Raw genomic sequence first — 16,496 nt, forward strand, 5'->3', positions numbered from 1 at the left:
CCCGATCCGGCCAGACGCCGCGATCACGGGTCAGTCCCGGATCTCGCTGTCCTCGTACACGATTCGTCCGATCAGCTCGTAGCGTCGGGGATCGCGCAGCTTGAAATAGGTGGCCAGCGCCGCACCCAACACGAACAGACCCACGACGATCCAGGGGGTCAACGTGAACAACAGGGTGCCCGAGGCGGTACCTGCGGCGGTGTCCTTGTGCTGCCATAGCAGGTACACCACGTAGAGCATGCCGACGCCGCCGAGACCGGGTGCGACCAATGTCTTGAACCAGTGCTTGGACACCGGATGGTTCTTGCGGATGTGAAAGTAACTGATCACGGAGAACGCACAGAGCGATTGGACGATCAAAATGGCCATAGTCCCGAGAATCGCCAACAGCGTGTACATGTGCACGTAGGGGTCCAGGCCGGCAAAAAGGAAGGACAGGATGATCACCAGGGTGATGCCGCTCTGTACGAAGGATGCGATGTGCGGTGACCCGTGAGTGGGGTGTGTCGCGCCGATGGTCTTCTGCAGACGAGTTGACAGGCCCTCGCGTCCCAGCGCGTACAGATACCGCGAGGCGCAGTTGTGGAAGGCCATACCGCAGGCAAACGAACCCGACACCAGAAGCACGTTGAAGACCATGATCGCCCATTCGCCGTACGTACTGCGGACGGGCGCGAAGAAGATCTCCGAGGCGGTGTCGGCGTCCTGGGCCAGTTCGATTGCTCGATCGGGACCGGTGCCTGCGATCGCCATCCACGACACGAAGACGTAGAACGCGCCAACACCGAGAACACTGATCATGGTGGCACGCGGGATGATTCGCTTGGGGTCGCGCGATTCCTCTCCGTACATGGCGGTCGATTCGAATCCGACCCATGACCAGAAGGCGAAGAACAGGCCGAGTCCCGCACTTGCGCCGGCGATTCCGGCGGCAGGGCTGAACGCACCGAGGGGATTGAGGGTCTCGGCCACAGCGAAGCCCTGCGGACCACCCCCGCGGAAAAGCACCGCGACAGCGCCCAGCGCCAGCATGACGATCTCGGTGACCAGGAAGACGCCGAGCACCTTCGCGGTCAGGTTCACATCGAAGTAGGTCAAGATCGCGTTCGCCGCGAGCATGAGCAGTGCCGGGATGATCCAGTGCACGTGCACGCCGAGCTGTGATGACAGCATGTTCTGCGCGAAGAAGGAGAAGATGCCGATCAACGACGCCTCGAACACCACGTAGGCCATCGTGATGAGCCCTCCGCTGGCCATTCCGACCACCCGGCCCAGGCCGTGGGATATGTAGCCATAGAAAGCCCCGGTGGTGGTGATGTGCTTGGCCATCGTTGCGTAGCCGATGGCGAACAGACCCAGGACGACGGTGGCGACAATGTAGCCGGCCGGGGCGTGTGAACCATTTCCGGATCCGACTGCGATGGGCACGTTACCCACCATGGCGGTGATCGGCGCTGCGGTGGCGACGGCCATGAAGATCACGCCCACCGTGCCCACGGCATTGCGCTTGAGTCGCTGGACCTCTTGAACTGGCTTTTCTCCAGCGGGTCGAGAGTTTACGGACATCGATAGCGCACCTTCCACGCTGAGGGTTGGGAGTCGGTGTGGCGCAGGCCACATGCGAACCAGTCGATATTGGCACTACCAATTGACCTTGGCAATACCCAAAAACAGACCATTGACTTAATTGGTCTACTCCTTTTATGGTGGGCGGCGTCACAGCTTCCCCGTGGCAGTAGAGGAGTCGCATGTACGACTACGGCACGTTCGCGTTCGAATCCAAGGAACAGGTCCTGGAGCAGGCGACCGCCTTCTGGAACCCCGACAAGACGCAGTTCTGGACGGATTCCGGAGTCGATCTGGTGATCGACCGCCGCGAGGGTTACTTCCTGTGGGACATGGGCGGTCGACGTCTGATCGATATGCACCTCAACGGTGGTACCTACAATCTCGGACATCGTAATCCTGAAGTGATGCAGGCTGTTTCGGATGGCATGGCGCATTTCGACGTGGGAAACCACCACTTCCCCTCGGTCGCGAGGACCGCTCTCGCTCAGCGTCTGGTGCAAACGGCGCCGGCGTCGATCAAGAAGGTGGCCTTCGGGTCTGGTGGTGGTGAAGCGATCGATATCGCGCTCAAGAGCGCACGCCATGGCACCCAACGACGCAAGATCGTCTCGGTCATCAAGGCCTATCACGGCCATACCGGCCTGGCCGTGGCCACCGGTGACGACCGCTTCACCAAGTTGTTCCTCGCCGACCGGCCCGACGAGTTCCTACAGGTGCCCTTCGGCGACATCGACGCTATCGAACGCGCCCTCGCCCCAGGTGACGTGGCGGCGGTGATCATGGAGACGATCCCCGCGACATACGGATTCCCGCTTCCGCCAGTGGGTTACCTCGAAGCGGTGAAGGCCGCCACCGAAAGACACGGAACTCTGTACATCGCCGACGAGGTCCAGACCGGGTTGATGCGCACCGGCGAACTGTGGGCGATAACCAAGCACGGTATCGAACCAGACATCATCGTGACCGGAAAAGGATTGTCCGGCGGAATGTATCCGATCACTGCGGCGCTGCTCGGGGAGCGGGCGGCGCAATGGCTGGATCAGGATGGCTTCGGGCACATTTCGACGTTTGGTGGCGCCGAACTGGGCTGTGTCGCCGCGATCAAGACCTTGGAGATCTGCACCCGGCCCGAGGTGCGGTCGATGGTCCACTACATCTCGGATCTGTTCGATCACGGCCTGCGACGCATCCAGGCCGACCATCCCGACTGGTTGATCGGTATCCGCCAGAACGGTGTCGTCATCGGCCTTGAGTTCGACCATCCCGAAGGGGCCAAGTACGTCATGCGCGAACTCTATGAGAACGGGGTGTGGGCGATCTTCTCGACGCTGGATCCCCGTGTGCTCCAGTTCAAACCGGGTCTCCTGCTGTCCCGTGAACTGTGTGAAGACGTCCTGGACCGCCTCGATGTCGCGGTGGGCCGGGCCAAGACAGCCGCCACCGGAAGAAGGGCATCATGAACACCGCACAGGCCGGCCACATGCTCGAACGTGCCCGCTGGGCAGCCGCGGCCTACGCCGGATACGACACGGCCACGGTGTCGACGATCGTCAACGCGGTCGCCGAGGCAGGATACCGGGAGGCCGAACGACTCGCCGCCGATGCCGTGCAGGAAACCGGGATGGGGGTGGTGGCCGACAAGGTGATCAAGAACCGGGCCTGCTCCCGGGGCATCGTCGATCACTATCGCGGCCAGGACTTCGTGTCACCGCGAGTCGACCACAACCGCAAGATCGTCGAACTGCCACGGCCGGCGGGTGTGGTGCTGGCACTGACGCCGACGACCAATCCGGTTGCCACCGTGTACTTCAAGACCATCCTGGCGTTGATGACACGCAACGCTGTCGTCATAGCGCCGCACCCGCGGGCCAAACAGTGCTCGGCGGACGCGGCCAGGATGTTGGCCGCCGCGGCGGAGGCGGCCGGCGCGCCCGACGGAATCATCCAGGTTGTCGACGAGCCGACCATCCCGTTGGCCGAGGCCTTGATGGCCGACGAACGTACCGATGTCATCGTGGCCACCGGTGGTTCGGCGGTGGTCCGGGCCGCATACTCCTCCGGTAATCCTGCGCTCGGTGTCGGACCGGGTAACGTCCCGGTGCTCGTCGACGCGAGCGCCGATATCACCGCGGCCGCGCGACGGATCGTCGACAGCAAGGCTTTCGACAACTCGGTGCTGTGTACCAATGAGTCCGTCCTCATCGCCGAGGAGGGTATCGCGGGCAAGCTCCAGGCGGCGTTGACCAGGGCCGGTGCCTACGTCCTCGACGAGGATGGTGCACGTCGGTTGCGCGCCTTCATGTTCCCGGGCGGGCACCTCAATACCGATGTGGTCGGGCGAGACGCCGCATGGATCGCCGGTCAGGCCGGATTGCGGGTCACTCCGAAGACCCGAGTGCTGGTGGCGCCGTTCGGCCAGGTCATCTCCGAGGAGGTGTTGGCTCATGAGAAGTTGTCCCCCGTCCTCGGAATGACCACCGCCGCCGATACGGCTCGCGGCATCCGGGCGGCGCGTGCAGTTGTACGGATCGCCGGTGCCGGCCATTCGGCAGCCATCCACAGCGAGAACCCCGAGGTGATAACCGACTTCGCCACGCAGGTGCCGGTTTTGCGGGTATCGGTCAACGTGGGGAACTCGACCGGGAGCTCGGGTTTGGAAACCAACCTGGCGCCGTCGATGACCATCGGCACAGGCTTTGTGGGTCGCAGCTCGATCGGGGAGAACCTACAACCGGATAATCTCGTGAACTGGACCAGGATCGCCTACAACTCCGACTCGGCCGTCCAGATGGCCGAGTTCGGCGGTATCCAACCGTGGCGAGCGCCCACCGGCAGTGTTCCGGCCTACCCGCGAGCCTCCAACGATCGCGGCGACGGCGCACCGCCGGTGCCGACCAGGCGCACGCCGCAGCCCCGTTCGACCGACCCGAATCTCGATGTCCTGCGTGCTGAGCTGCGCGCGCTGGTCGTCGAGGAACTCGCTCAACTGATCAAGAGGTGACCTTGTGGCCGAACTGCGTTCTTTCATCTTCATCGATCGTCTCCAACCGCAGACGATGTCCTATCTCGGTACCTGGATCAAGGGTGCGCTGCCCCGGGCGAACCAGGCCGCCCAGATCATCGAGGTGGCTCCCGGCCTCGACATCGAGGGTGTCACCGATGTGGCGCTCAAACACGCCGAGGTCAAGGCCGGAATCCTGGTGGTGGAGCGCCAGTTCGGCTACCTGGAGTTCCACGGTGAGACCGGCGCGGTCAAGGCTGCGGCCGATGCCGCGCTGGATTCCCTCGGCGGTGACGGTGGCGCGGCGGTGCGTCCGACGATCCTGGCGTCTCGCATCATCTCCAGCATCGATCACCAGCACGCGTTCTTGATCAACCGCAACAAGATCGGCTCCATGGTGCTGGCAGGGGAGTCGCTGTTCGTCCTGGAGGTACAACCCGCCTCGTACGCGATCCTGGCCACCAACGAGGCAGAGAAGGCCGCGGATATCAAGGTCGTCGACTTCCGGATGATCGGCGCGACCGGCCGGGTGTATCTCGCGGGCGCCGAAGCCGATATCCGCCAGGCCGCCGACGCGGCCCGTCAGGCACTGGCGCAGTCATGAGCGTCGACCGTGACGAGTTACGTGCGCTGGTCCGGGAGGTGGTACGCGACGCTGTCGCAAGCCTGAAGACCCCGGAACCGGGCCCGTCTGCACCGGTGACCACCGTGCCACCGGCCTCGGTGGCCGAGCAGCTGGGAGTGGAACCCACCGGGCCGCGTGCGTCCGAGGGAAGGACCCGCACCGAGACGGTTCGGCTGTCCGATGATGCGGAACTCGACGGCTTCGTACGAAAACTGCTGCGGCTGTTCGAGAATCCGAAGAACCGTGCGGATCTCAAGACCGGCCGGTTGCGGTTCCGGCTCGCCGCGAAAGCAACGGGCACGGGATCGGGTAGCCCGGTTCACCGGGTGGACAGCGGGGCGGTCACCGAACGCTATCTGGCAGATCTGGCAGGCGGGACGTTGATACTCGGCCGGCGTGCGGTGCTGACACCGCTGGCAAGGGAGAAGGCACGCAGCCTCGGCATCACCATCACCAAGGAGCGGACATGATCGCAGCAACTGTCACCGGCAACGTGTGGTCGACACGGCACGTGGCGGGGATTCCGCCGGGAGCCTTCCTGGAGGTGCAGATCGACGGCACAGAGTCCCGGTTGGTCGCATTCGATGTTCTCGGCACCGGTGTCGGCGAGCGTGTGCTCATCGCGCAGGGGTCGGTGGCCTCGGGTTGGTTCACCGGCGCACCGCCACCGGTCGATGCGCTCATCATCGGTTCCATAGACGCAACACCCAACCAATAAGGAGAAACCATGTCCAGCAATGCAATCGGTCTCATCGAAACCAAGGGATATGTCGCCGCACTGGCAGCCGCCGACGCGATGGTCAAAGCGGCCAACGTCACCATCACCGACCGCAAGGAGGTAGGCGACGGGTTGGTGGCGGTCATCGTGACCGGTGAGGTGGGAGCCGTGAAGGCCGCCACCGAGGCCGGCGCCGAGACCGCCTCGCAGGTCGGTGAACTGGTCAGCGTGCATGTCATCCCGCGTCCGCACAATGAGCTGGGCGCCCACTTCGCGGTGTCCAGCAAGTAGCCATGTCGGGCTCCATCCACACCCAGATACGGGTCTACCTCCTGGTCGAGGATCTGCAACGGCAGTTCGCGGCATATCTCGGGACTCCGACCCGCGCGCGGGGCTATCCACCGTACGCGGGTGAACACGCCCTGATCGTGGAGGTGTCGCCTGCCCTGGCGATCGAGCGGGTGATCGACCTGGCGCTGCGCGAGGTACCGGGCATATCGCCGGGAATCCTCTATGTGGAACGGCAATTCGGCGTACTGGAGATCCACTCGGCCGATCTCGACGAGGTACGTCGGGCCGGTGCGGCGATCCTTGCGGGTACCGGGAACAAGGCCGAGGATCAGCTGCGGCCCCGGGTGCTGTATCACGACATCATCGCCGATATCACCGATCAGCACGCTGTCATCCTGAACCGTAATCGGCAGGCGTCGATGATCCTGCCCGGTGAGTCATTACTGGTCTACGAGATGACGCCGGCGTTGTTCGCCGCGGTCGCGGCCAATGAGGCGGAGCGAGCCGCTCCGGGGTTGACCATCGTCGATGTCCAGATGATCGGTGCGGCAGGGCGGTTGTACATCGGCGGCAGCGCCGAAGACGTCACCGTGGCCAGGGACCGGATCACCGACGTGTTGGCAGGTATCGAAGGCCGGGAGCACTGATGATGACGAAGGTGCAAGGGAGGCGATACTCGTGGCAGCGGTGATCACCGACGATGTCGATCTCGCCAGACGGGCACTCGGCCATTACGAGGTCTCAGCCGATGCCGACCTGCGACTGCTGAACCTCTCGGAGAACGCCACGTATCTGGTGAGCGATAAGGGCGAACAGTCCATCCTGCGGGTACACCGGCAGAACTACCACCGTGCCCACGAGATCGAATCGGAGCTCGACTGGCTCGCCGCGTTGAGCTCAGACAGCGATGTGACCGTTCCGCGCGTCCTGCCTGCCGTCGACGGGCGGCGGGTGGTCACGGTCGACGCGGCCGGCGTCGACCGGCACGTCGTCCGATTCGAGATGGTCGCCGGTGCCGAACCCGATGAAACGGCGCTGACCAATCACGATTTCCAGTCGTTGGGCCGGATCACCGCCGCGTTGCACGATCATGCGCAACGGTGGCGCCGGCCGACCGGCTTCCAGCGCTTCTCCTGGGACTGGGAACACAGTCTGGGTGAGCGTGGTCGTTGGGGGCGTTGGCAGGACGTGGCAGGTATGGGAGAGAGCGAACTGCAGCTGCTGGGGCGGGCGCAGACGCTGCTCAAGGACAGGCTGCATGCCTACGGTACCGACCCGAATCGTTTCGGACTGGTGCACGCCGACCTGCGGCTGGCGAATCTGTTGGTCGACCCGGGTTCCGACCGGATCACGGTCATCGACTTCGACGACTGCGGGTTCGGCTGGTATCTATACGATTTCGGTACCGCGGTGTCCTTCATCGAGGACGACCCGGCATTGCCCGAGTGGCAGGAATCCTGGGTGGTGGGGTACCGGAGCCGCCGTGAACTGACCGCCGCAGACGAGGACATGCTGGCCTCGTTCGTGTTCTTGAGGCGGCTGCTGCTCGTCGCGTGGATGGGCTCGCACAGCCATTCCAGGGAATCGGCGACCAAGGCCATCAGCTACGTCGAAGGTAGCTGCGGATTGGCCGAACGTTATCTGTCATCCAGCGGACACAGTCTCTGACATACAAGTGAGGACAACGATGTTTCATTCACTAGCCGGTCGCACCGCGATCGTGACCGGTGGCAGCAGAGGAATCGGCCGCGGGATCGCCGAGGTATTCGCCAACGCCGGTGTCAACGTCATCATCACCGGGCGCAACCAGGAGGATCTCGACCGCGCGGTGGGGGCAGCCGACGGTGCGTCCGGAGCGGTCAGCGCGGTCAGCGCCGACGTCGCGGACCCGGAGCAGGCGCAACGAGTGGTCGATGCCGCCATCGAACGCCACGGCGGTCTGGATATCGTGTGTGCGAATGCCGGCATCTTTCCTTCCGGCCGACTCGAAGAACTCACCCCGGGCGATATCGACCAGGTGCTCGCGGTCAACTTCAAGGGGACGGTGTTCATGGTGCAGGCGGCGCTGGCCGCACTCACCGCCAGCGGACATGGCCGGGTCATCGTCACCTCGTCCATCACCGGTCCTGTCACGGGTTACCCGGGATGGTCGCACTACGGCGCCAGCAAGGCCGCCCAGCTGGGCTTCTTGCGCACTGCCGCAATCGAACTCGCACCCCGCAAGATCACCATCAATGCGGTGCTGCCCGGGAATGTCAGCACCGAGGGGCTGGCGGACATGGGCGGAGATTACATCGAACAGATGACCTCGGCGGTGCCGATCGGTCGGTTGGGCTCGGTTGCCGATATCGGGAATGCCGCACTGTTCTTCGCCACCGATGAGGCGGCGTTCGTCACCGGGCAGTCGTTGGTTGTCGACGGCGGTCAGATCCTGCCGGAGTCGCACATGGCCATCTCGGAAATGACCGCGCCTGTGTCCGGTTAGAATTGGTTGTACCAATCACGTGGATGCAGGGGGAGCGGTGGCGAGTCACAGCGAGCAGTTGCGCCGCCGCATCGTCGCGGACGTGAATGCCGGGAATCCCGGAGCCAAGCTGGGCAGCGAGCGCGAACTGGCTGAGCGGTACGGCACCAGCCGGACCAGTCTGCGCCAGGTGTTGGCCGCCTTGGAGGAGGCCGGGCTGGTGCACCGAGTCATCGGGCGTGCCGGCGGGATATTCATCAGCCACGGCCAAGTCCAGCGCAACCTGTCCGATGTGGTGGGCGTGCCCGCCTTCCTGGCCAGCCAGGGCTACGCCGCCGGCTCGCGGGTACTGTCCACCAAGATCGGCGCCGCCGACCAGACGACCCGCCATGCGCTCCAGATAGGTCCCGGCGATTACGTCGTCGACATCACCAGGGTGCGGCTGGCTGACGGATCGCCGATCTCGCTGGAGCATGCCCAGCTTCCCGCTGACAGATTCCCCGGCTTGCTCGAACAGCAGCTCGGCGGTTCGCTCTACGAACTCCTGGAGTCGCATTACGGGCTGGTCAACGGCCAGGCAATGGAGCGTATCGAGGCCGTCAACGCCACCGACGAGGAGGCGAGCTTGCTGGGCATCGAACCGCAGAGTGCGTTGTTACTCATCACCCGCGTGACACATGACCAGCACGGCACCCCATACGAGTTCTCGCGGGATCTGTTCCGGGGGGATCGCACCGCGCTGGCCGTGACCGCACAGGGGCGGGGCCTGACGGGAGCCAAGACCGGGCCGGCCACCATAACGCTACAAAGCCAGACAGGATGATCGTCCCATAGGTGTTGCACGCCAACGGTTCTGATCGTAGAGCTGATGAATCTAGGGCGGCGGCACAGCGTCGTCGCCTTCGGTTCGGCGGCCGCGCACCAGCTTCAACAGTATTCGGCGTAGCTCGGGTCCGTCGTCCCCGATCGCGGCGACCAGGCCCGGATCGTTCTTCTCCCGATCCACCAGCGTGGTGTAGACCCCTCGGCCTGCCGCGGTACTCGTGACCGTTTTGCGCCGCTCGTCTCGCGGATCGACCTGTCGGCTGACATAGCCGAGACGTTCCAGCCGTTCGACGGTGCGACTGGCCGTCTGGTCGGTGACCCGACAGGCGTGCGCGATCTCGCGTTGTGTCGCGGGTCCGGTCGCGACAACGTGCAGTACGACCAATCCCGCACTGGACAGGTCATACTCGCCGAGGACGTGCTCCCAGGACTGTTCTACGAGTCGTGCCGCCATCGACAAGAGTCGACCGGTCGGCCAGCCGTCCAAGTCGTCCATCGATCTTCCTTCGTCGGAACTTGCAATTATTCAGCAGGCTGAACAATATGGTGGGTATCCGAGCCATTGTGTCAGCACCGCAATGGCGCCGAGAAGCGAGCAGAAATGGACGCAGATGACTTCTGATACCTCTACCGAAGGCCGGTCCCGACACATCCCGGCACTGATCATCTCGTTGGTTTCGGTGGCTCTTGTCGCGGCGTTGGGAGGACTGGCTTCGGTAGATGCGGCAAGCGATTACGGTAATCTCGCCCAGCCGGACTGGGCTCCGCCGCCGAACCTGTTCGGCCCGGTATGGACCGTGCTGTACGTGTTGATGGGAGTTGCGGCCTGGCTGGTCTGGCGGGAGACGCCGCGGTGGACCAGCCCTGCCATCATCATCTATGCCGTCCAGCTCGTCCTTAATCTGCTGTGGTCACCGCTGTTCTTCGGCCTCGGGTGGCGCGGAGTGGCTCTCATCGACATCCTGCTTCTCGATATCGCGGTGGCCGCCACCATCGTCTTGTTCTGGAAGATCAAACGGATTGCCGCGGTGATGCTGATGCCATACTTCGGATGGGTGCTGTTCGCGACGGCACTGAACTACTCGATATGGTCGCTCAACAGCTGAGGTCAGTCCAGTCGGCGCATCTCGATCGGCAATCCGTCAGCGGGCGTCGGGCCGGTACCCCACGTCATCCGGGGCCGGTATCCATTGGGTACCGTCCACACGAATCGCCGAAGCATCTGGTGCATAACCGCTTTGACGTTCATATCGGCGAACTGCTGACCCAGACACTTGTGGACGCCGCCGCCGAACGGTGCGAACGCGTAACGACCGACGGCAGCGAAATCGGCACCACCGGTGAAGCGATCGGGATCGAAATGGTCCGGGTCCGGCCACCAGTCGGCCAATCGCATCGACGCGTAGACGTTGATCGCCACCTGCGCCTTGCGCGGGATGAAGTGACCGGCCACCTCGGTGTCCTTGACCGCCTGGCGGAAGAGGGTGCCCGCCGGTGCGTACATACGAAGGATCTCTTTGAACGCGGCGTCCAACAGGGGATGGTCGTGCCCCAGCTGGTCCAGGCCCAGTTCGTCGTAGGGCGTATGCCAGGCCTCCTCGCGGAGCCGGTGCTGCCAGTCGGGGTTGCGTGCCAACTCGTAGACCAGCATCGAAATCGCGATCGCACTGGTGTCATGGGCGGCCATCAGCAGGAAGATCATGTGGTTGACGATGTCCTGGTCGCTGAAGCGATCACCCTCGGCGCTGCGACTGCGGCACAGCATCGAGAACAGATCGGCGCCGTCGCCCGCCCGTCGTGCCGACACCTGGGTGGCGAAGTAGCGCTCCAGGCGTGCACGGGCGCGTAGCCCTCGCGCCCACGTCCCGCCGGGGACGTCTGCACGGATCAACGCCTGTCCGCCGCAGACTGTGTCGTGGAAGTCCTGGGACAGCCGGTCGGATTCCGCGCCGAGTTGGGCACCGATGAATACCTCGGCGGCCTGGTCCAGCAGCAGCTTCTTGACTCCGTCGTAGAACGGGAAGCGCTCGGTGGCAGGCCAGCTTTCGACGGTGCGGGCGATCCCCGGCCGCATCAAGCTCAGATAGCCGTCGAGCGCGGACCGGGTGAACGCCTGTTGCATGATCCTGCGGTGGTCTCGGTGCTCCTCGAAATCGAGCAGCATGATCCCGCGGTGGAAGAATGGTCCGATCACCGGTGCCCACCCACGGGTGCTGGAGAATGCCTTGTCCGCGTTGACCCACACCGCTTCCAACGCCTCGGGGCCCATCAGCTGCACGATCCGAAAACCGACGCCGCCGGCCCAGGACACCGGGCCATAGCGATCGTAGCGCCGCCGGGCGAACTCCAGCGGTTCGACGATCGAGCTGAGGACATGCCCGATGACGGGAAACCCGTAGTTGCCCATCACCGGTTTCAGATGGGAGCGGGCCGGTGGTCGGGCCAGGGCATGATCGTGGCTCGGGTATCGGGATGTCACCGCGGCGGCCGCAACCTGCAGGTGGAGTTTGGCGGCCGCCACGGTATCGGCGGGCAGGACGGTCGTCACTGGCCGATCCTGTCCAGATAGCTGCGCCGGGCATCGGGGTCGTAGGCCCCTGGCGGCCGCCGGAAGGTGGCCAGCCGCTTCATTATCTGCAGCACCGGTTCCGGTGCCGCCTCTTCGATGGTGCCCATGGGGGCCAGCCAGCGCGGCACGGTGATCTCGCGGCGGGGGCGTTGCGCGCTGTCGGCGATGGCCATGGCGATATCCTCGGGTTCGCGGGTGGGCAGCAGATCCAGCGATACGCCCGCGGTCAGCTCGGTGTGCACGGCGGTGGGCATCACGGTACTCAGTGTGACTGCGGTGGAGGCGATTTCGGCGCGGATTGCGCGCGAGAACGCCGCGACGCCGTACTTTGACGCGCAGTACACCGACATGCCAGGGGTGGTCACCTTGGCCGCCATCGATGCCACATTGACGATATGTCCGTGGTTGCGCGCCAGCATGCCCGGCAGGAAGGCGTGTACGCCGTTGATCGGTCCGAGCAGATTGACGGCCACCTCGCGGTGGTAGAGGTCCAGGCGGGTATCGGTGAAGGCGCCCATGTATTGGATCCCGGCATTGTTCACCAGCATCGCAGGCGGGCCGTCAGCGGCGACAACGGTGTCGTGAAAGGCGGTGACGCCGGCTGGATCGGTAACGTCCAGATGCAGTGCGCTGGCGCCGATCTCGGCTGCGGTCTTTTCTGCCTCATCGATATCGAGATCACCGATCCAGACCTTCGCGCCCCGGCCGGCGAGCTCGACTGCGGTGGCTCTGCCGATGCCGCGGGCGCCGCCGGTGATACAACAGACTGCGCCATCGAGTGTGATCATGCCCGGACGGCCTTCTCGTCACTGAACTCACGCAGGCCGAAGTATGCAATCAGCCGGATCTCGCCGCTGGGCAGGGTCAGGAGGGCGCGGCCGAGATACAACCCCGGCGTCAGCTCGACCACCTCGTCACGGGTGCGTTTGATGGGGAACGTGCGCACGCTGGGGTTGCGGTACTCGGGGACTCCGTAGTCGAGGGCCCGCACCTTGATGAACGGTGCGATGGCGGCGGTGTCGATCTGGTGATCGAACTCGAAGCCGATGGTTTCGTCGCCGCGTCGGCGCAGTCCGGTGTACAGCGGCGCGACGGCGCGCAACGAGAACCGACCTAGCGGGGACAACCGATTGAAGCCCGTGCCCGTTGCCATATCGAAGGTCTTTCCGCGCCAGGTCGGGTCGATCTTCATCAGCGGATTGGCCAAATAGGCCTCCGGGATGCCGAACAGTTTGCCGATGATCAGGCCCTCCATCGGGCCATCGGGCCCCTCGGGAGCGTGCCCGTTGGCGAACAGTTCCGCCAGCTGATCGAACCGTCCGTCGTTGCCGAGGTCGCGAAGGTAGTCCCAGCCCAGCCGACGGGCCAGCACGGGCGTGGTCTGCGCGGTCAGGCGCAGGTCATCGAGGACCGACGAGCTCGACGGTGCGGCTTGGCTCGGCTGCCTCGGGGTGATGGGTGACGCGGTCATGGCCTCTCCTCAAATCAGGCACGAAGTCGTACCACTTATATTCTGGTACCAGACCGTGCCAGACTGTGGGGGTGGTGTCAACGGCCGGCTCGCGGCAGAGCGCTGCCGGGTGCGACGATCTCCTCGTGCCCGATATCCCGCAGCGCAGCTATGCCGGGCAGACCGCCGACGCCAGGCGTAAGCACCGCCGCTCACGGCTGATCGAGGCCGCCGTCGCTGCCATGGCCGAGAACGGCTGGCGTGCGATCACGGTGGACAAACTGTGCGCCGGCGCCGGACTCAACAAGCGCTACTTCTACGAAAACTTCACCGATCTGGATGACGTGGCCACGGCAGCCGTCGACGACATCGCCACCCAGGTGCGTGATGCCACCCTGGCGGCCGTGGCGTTCGTTTTGACCGAATCGCTGGAGACGCAGGCTCACGCTGCCGTGAATGCGGTCGTACGGACCCTGACGGCGGACCCGCGCCGTGCGCGCGTACTGCTGGGCTCGGTGGCGAGTTCCCCTGCGGTGCAACAGCACCGAGACAGCGTTCTGGCCGGTCTAACCGCCGTCCTGGTCGGCCATGCGCGCACTGTGCACAGTGTCGAACTGGAGTCCGACCCGCTGGCCCGTGTCGCTCCAGCCTTCATCATCGGTGGCACGGCGGACGCGATCCTGGCGTTTGTCGACGGGAGCACCGATGTGAGCATCGAGGACCTGATCGACAGCTTGGCCACCCTCTGGCTGATCACCGGTAATGGCGCTGCTGAGTTCGCCCGTGCCCGTGTCGATCAGACGGAGGCCTGCCAGGCGCGGGCCGCGACGAGCTCGGGTACCAATGTCTCGGTGAGTAGTCGGACATCGTCGACACCATCGCCGGGGTAACGCACGCAGGTGGTCGCGGTGGCCACCGCACCGCCCACCGCAACCACGGTGGTCTGGCGTGGGCCCGTCCACTCGGCCAGCTGGGCCTCCCATGCCGACCCGGCGAAGACCAGCATCCGCATATCGGTGTTCTTGGTGCGATACACGTCGACGTGACTCCAATCGCCGGTCTCACAGCCGATGGCCGACCGCCGCGGACCCTCGCGGAACATCAGTGCCCCCTGCTGGGCGGACGAGAGTCGGTGCGCCGGTGCGCAGAGATGTGTCTCGACCGGACCCAACAGGCACTCGGAAACTGTGGGAAGCCAGTCTGATTCATGGGTCAGCAGGTGGTCGCTGGCCTGGGCCGCCATCTCCACCGTGGTTGTCAGCTCGTCGATGGGTGTTCCCGTCAACTGGCATTCGAGCGCCAGCAGCAACACCAGCGTGTGCTGGAAGCTTCGGCAGGCCACCCCGCCGAGCTCGGGTTCGGCCAGGAGTTCGACAGTGGCCGAGCAGCGTTCGGTGATGGCCGATCCGGCGGTGTTGGTCAGCGCCACCGTCGTGGCGGTGGGATCCAGGCGGTCGAGCGCGTCCAGTGTTTCCACCGATCCGCCTGACGCCGAGGTCGCAATGACCAGGGTGCCGGGGCCCCATTCCGGCAGCAGCCGGGATGACGCTATCTCCGAAACCGCGCAGACGCCACGCGCACGCAATCGTGCTGCGGCGACGCCGGCCGCGTAGGCGGAGGACCCCATGCCGAGGAAGACGACACGCGATATGTCCTCCGGGATCACCGTCGCCCACGGATTCCGTTGTGCCAGCGCCGTGGCCAGTCTGGACAGCACCTCCGGCTTGCGGGTGAGGTCGGCGGCAAAGGCATCGGGATTCATCGGCTCATCTCGTGCAGTAGGGCGGGTAGGGCGGCATCGGGAACATACATCCAGCGGGGCAGGTGGCGGGCTGCGTAGACGATCTCGCGCAGCACCTGCTGTAACCGCAGGGCGATGAGCGCATCATCGATGTGCAGTCCGGTCTGCCCGTTGTCGGCGAGCCTGTTCAGGTAGGCCTCGTACAACGCAGTGCGTGCCGTCAGCTCCACCGGCCGCAACTGCTCGGGTGTGAGGTCGCCGCGGCGGGCCGCGACGATGCCGACATGTGTCAATGACTGGATGATCCCGGCCAGGTCGACCGCCGCCGGTGCGGGTAGCACACGCTCGTCCGGGGGGAGAACGGGATTGCCGTCGAAGTCGTTGACCAGCAACATGTTCGAAGACCGCAGTATCTGACCCACGTGCAGGTCCCCGTGCACATCCAGTATCGGTACACCGGTGAGAGCGGCAAGGTGCTGCAGAGTCGCTGCGATGGTGTCGGCGTGTCGGGTGAGAAGATCCGCCAGCTGCGGATCGGCCAGCCGGTGCGCGGCATCGAAGGTGGCGAACGCACTGTCGCGCCAACGGCGCGCATCGGTGTCGGTGGCGACGGTGACAGTCGCGGCCAACGCGATATGCAGGTCGGCGATCACCTCTCCCAGGGAAGAGCAGGTGCACAGCACGGCGGAGTGATCGCCGGTTCGTGCGGCGTCCAGAAACAGGTCAACGGCCCATGTCCAACCGTCGACAGCGCCAGGAAGATATCCGGTGATCGTCGCGGCGAGGGTTTCCGGACCGTCGTCGGGTGTCCAGGTGAGCACCGCCCACGGCGTGGGCATCGCGGTGAAACCTGCGGCGGTCAAGCCGGTCAGCCGTCCGGGGGCAGGATGCGGTCCGCGCTCCAGATGCGTGGCCCACTTCACCACCGCGATATCGCCGACGATCACCGATTCGTTGGTTTGGTCGACCCCTACCGCTCGCTCTCCATTCGGCACCCGGCCATTGGCCCAGGACACCACTTCGAAACGGCCGGCCGAGCTGCGACCGGCGGTGCCGACGATCAGCTCGAGCAGGGCTTCTGCCGCACCGTCACCCGGACTGGCACGACGGATCCCGCCGTCGCGGACCACCGGAACAGCCGAGAGCTCACCGTCGCTGCTGATGATCGCGAGCGCATGCCGATCCCCGAGGGGCAGCAGATCGAGCGGGGCGTCGAGCGGATCGTCGGTATCCGAGATCACGG

General features: G+C 64.9%; 19 protein-coding genes. 12 read left to right on the forward strand and 7 right to left on the reverse strand.

Translation table 11 applies throughout. The annotated features are described in order from the left end of the window. Positions 1-30 precede the first annotated feature (30 nt). The gene (locus IC40_RS0122275; protein ID WP_030136882.1) at positions 31-1,566 is read right to left on the reverse strand and encodes an APC family permease; all 1,536 of its coding nucleotides are present in this window, start codon (positions 1,564-1,566) and stop codon (positions 31-33) included. A gap of 182 nt (positions 1,567-1,748) precedes the next feature. Here IC40_RS0122275 and IC40_RS0122280 point away from each other — a divergent pair, with 182 nt between their 5' ends. Genes IC40_RS0122280 through IC40_RS0122325 form a run of 10 tightly spaced genes read left to right on the forward strand, consistent with a single transcriptional unit; the run spans position 1,749 to position 9,491 of the window. Further along, positions 1,749-3,029 (forward strand): class-III pyridoxal-phosphate-dependent aminotransferase, encoded by a 1,281-nt coding sequence (locus IC40_RS0122280; protein WP_030136883.1) that lies wholly within the window; start codon positions 1,749-1,751, stop codon positions 3,027-3,029. Continuing rightward, a complete protein-coding gene (locus IC40_RS0122285; protein ID WP_030136884.1) occupies positions 3,026-4,570 on the forward strand; it encodes an aldehyde dehydrogenase family protein in 1,545 nt (514 codons plus the stop codon). Before IC40_RS0122280 ends, IC40_RS0122285 begins: the two co-directional genes overlap by 4 nt. A gap of 4 nt (positions 4,571-4,574) precedes the next feature. Further along, a complete protein-coding gene (locus IC40_RS0122290) occupies positions 4,575-5,174 on the forward strand; it encodes a BMC domain-containing protein (RefSeq protein WP_030136885.1) in 600 nt (199 codons plus the stop codon). After that, complete coding sequence (locus tag IC40_RS0122295; RefSeq protein WP_030136886.1) at positions 5,171-5,665, forward strand: hypothetical protein; 495 nt, start codon at positions 5,171-5,173, stop codon at positions 5,663-5,665. The genes IC40_RS0122290 and IC40_RS0122295 overlap by 4 nt, the downstream gene beginning before the upstream one ends. Beyond that, a complete protein-coding gene (locus IC40_RS0122300; protein ID WP_030136887.1) occupies positions 5,662-5,913 on the forward strand; it encodes a EutN/CcmL family microcompartment protein in 252 nt (83 codons plus the stop codon). The genes IC40_RS0122295 and IC40_RS0122300 overlap by 4 nt, the downstream gene beginning before the upstream one ends. A 9-nt stretch (positions 5,914-5,922) precedes the next feature. Beyond that, positions 5,923-6,204, forward strand: coding sequence for a BMC domain-containing protein (locus IC40_RS0122305; RefSeq protein ID WP_019511670.1), 282 nt, complete (start codon positions 5,923-5,925; stop codon positions 6,202-6,204). 2 nt (positions 6,205-6,206) lie between these two features. After that, entirely contained in the window at positions 6,207-6,851 is a 645-nt protein-coding gene (locus IC40_RS0122310; protein WP_030136888.1) for a microcompartment protein, read from the forward strand. 31 nt (positions 6,852-6,882) lie between these two features. Then, a complete protein-coding gene (locus tag IC40_RS0122315; protein ID WP_030136889.1) occupies positions 6,883-7,872 on the forward strand; it encodes a phosphotransferase enzyme family protein in 990 nt (329 codons plus the stop codon). 19 nt (positions 7,873-7,891) lie between these two features. Further along, positions 7,892-8,689 (forward strand): 3-oxoacyl-ACP reductase FabG, encoded by a 798-nt coding sequence (fabG, locus tag IC40_RS0122320; RefSeq protein WP_030136890.1) that lies wholly within the window; start codon positions 7,892-7,894, stop codon positions 8,687-8,689. 37 nt (positions 8,690-8,726) lie between these two features. Next, positions 8,727-9,491: a GntR family transcriptional regulator gene (locus IC40_RS0122325; RefSeq protein WP_030136891.1), complete on the forward strand. Its 765-nt coding sequence runs from the start codon at positions 8,727-8,729 to the stop codon at positions 9,489-9,491. Positions 9,492-9,542: 51 nt separating this feature from the next. On the opposite strand, the gene IC40_RS0122330 is transcribed toward IC40_RS0122325, so the two are convergent. After that, entirely contained in the window at positions 9,543-9,989 is a 447-nt protein-coding gene (locus tag IC40_RS0122330; RefSeq protein ID WP_030136892.1) for a MarR family winged helix-turn-helix transcriptional regulator, read from the reverse strand. A gap of 115 nt (positions 9,990-10,104) precedes the next feature. Between IC40_RS0122330 and IC40_RS0122335 the strand changes: the two genes are divergently transcribed. After that, positions 10,105-10,599: a TspO/MBR family protein gene (locus tag IC40_RS0122335; protein WP_042509519.1), complete on the forward strand. Its 495-nt coding sequence runs from the start codon at positions 10,105-10,107 to the stop codon at positions 10,597-10,599. Between the two features lie 2 nt (positions 10,600-10,601). On the opposite strand, the gene IC40_RS0122340 is transcribed toward IC40_RS0122335, so the two are convergent. Genes IC40_RS0122340 through IC40_RS0122350 form a run of 3 tightly spaced genes read right to left on the reverse strand, consistent with a single transcriptional unit; the run spans position 10,602 to position 13,533 of the window. Next, the gene (locus IC40_RS0122340) at positions 10,602-12,041 is read right to left on the reverse strand and encodes a cytochrome P450 (protein WP_030136894.1); all 1,440 of its coding nucleotides are present in this window, start codon (positions 12,039-12,041) and stop codon (positions 10,602-10,604) included. Next, positions 12,038-12,850, reverse strand: a complete 813-nt coding sequence (locus IC40_RS0122345) for an SDR family oxidoreductase (RefSeq protein WP_030136895.1) — start codon at positions 12,848-12,850, stop codon at positions 12,038-12,040. The genes IC40_RS0122340 and IC40_RS0122345 overlap by 4 nt, the downstream gene beginning before the upstream one ends. Further along, entirely contained in the window at positions 12,847-13,533 is a 687-nt protein-coding gene (locus IC40_RS0122350) for a hypothetical protein (RefSeq protein WP_030136896.1), read from the reverse strand. The genes IC40_RS0122345 and IC40_RS0122350 overlap by 4 nt, the downstream gene beginning before the upstream one ends. Before the next feature lie 125 nt (positions 13,534-13,658). Between IC40_RS0122350 and IC40_RS0122355 the strand changes: the two genes are divergently transcribed. Continuing rightward, entirely contained in the window at positions 13,659-14,402 is a 744-nt protein-coding gene (locus IC40_RS0122355; protein WP_081843521.1) for a TetR/AcrR family transcriptional regulator, read from the forward strand. Here IC40_RS0122355 and IC40_RS0122360 read toward each other — a convergent pair. Continuing rightward, a complete protein-coding gene (locus IC40_RS0122360; RefSeq protein ID WP_030136898.1) occupies positions 14,309-15,274 on the reverse strand; it encodes an SIS domain-containing protein in 966 nt (321 codons plus the stop codon). The two genes, IC40_RS0122355 and IC40_RS0122360, sit on opposite strands and share 94 nt — an antisense overlap. Continuing rightward, positions 15,271-16,494: a glucosamine kinase gene (locus IC40_RS0122365; protein WP_030136899.1), complete on the reverse strand. Its 1,224-nt coding sequence runs from the start codon at positions 16,492-16,494 to the stop codon at positions 15,271-15,273. Before IC40_RS0122365 ends, IC40_RS0122360 begins: the two co-directional genes overlap by 4 nt. Positions 16,495-16,496: the final 2 nt, after the last annotated feature.

The sequence above is a fragment of the Mycolicibacterium neoaurum ATCC 25795 genome (assembly GCF_000691525.1).
Classification (GTDB): Bacteria; Actinomycetota; Actinomycetes; order Mycobacteriales; family Mycobacteriaceae; genus Mycobacterium; species Mycobacterium neoaurum.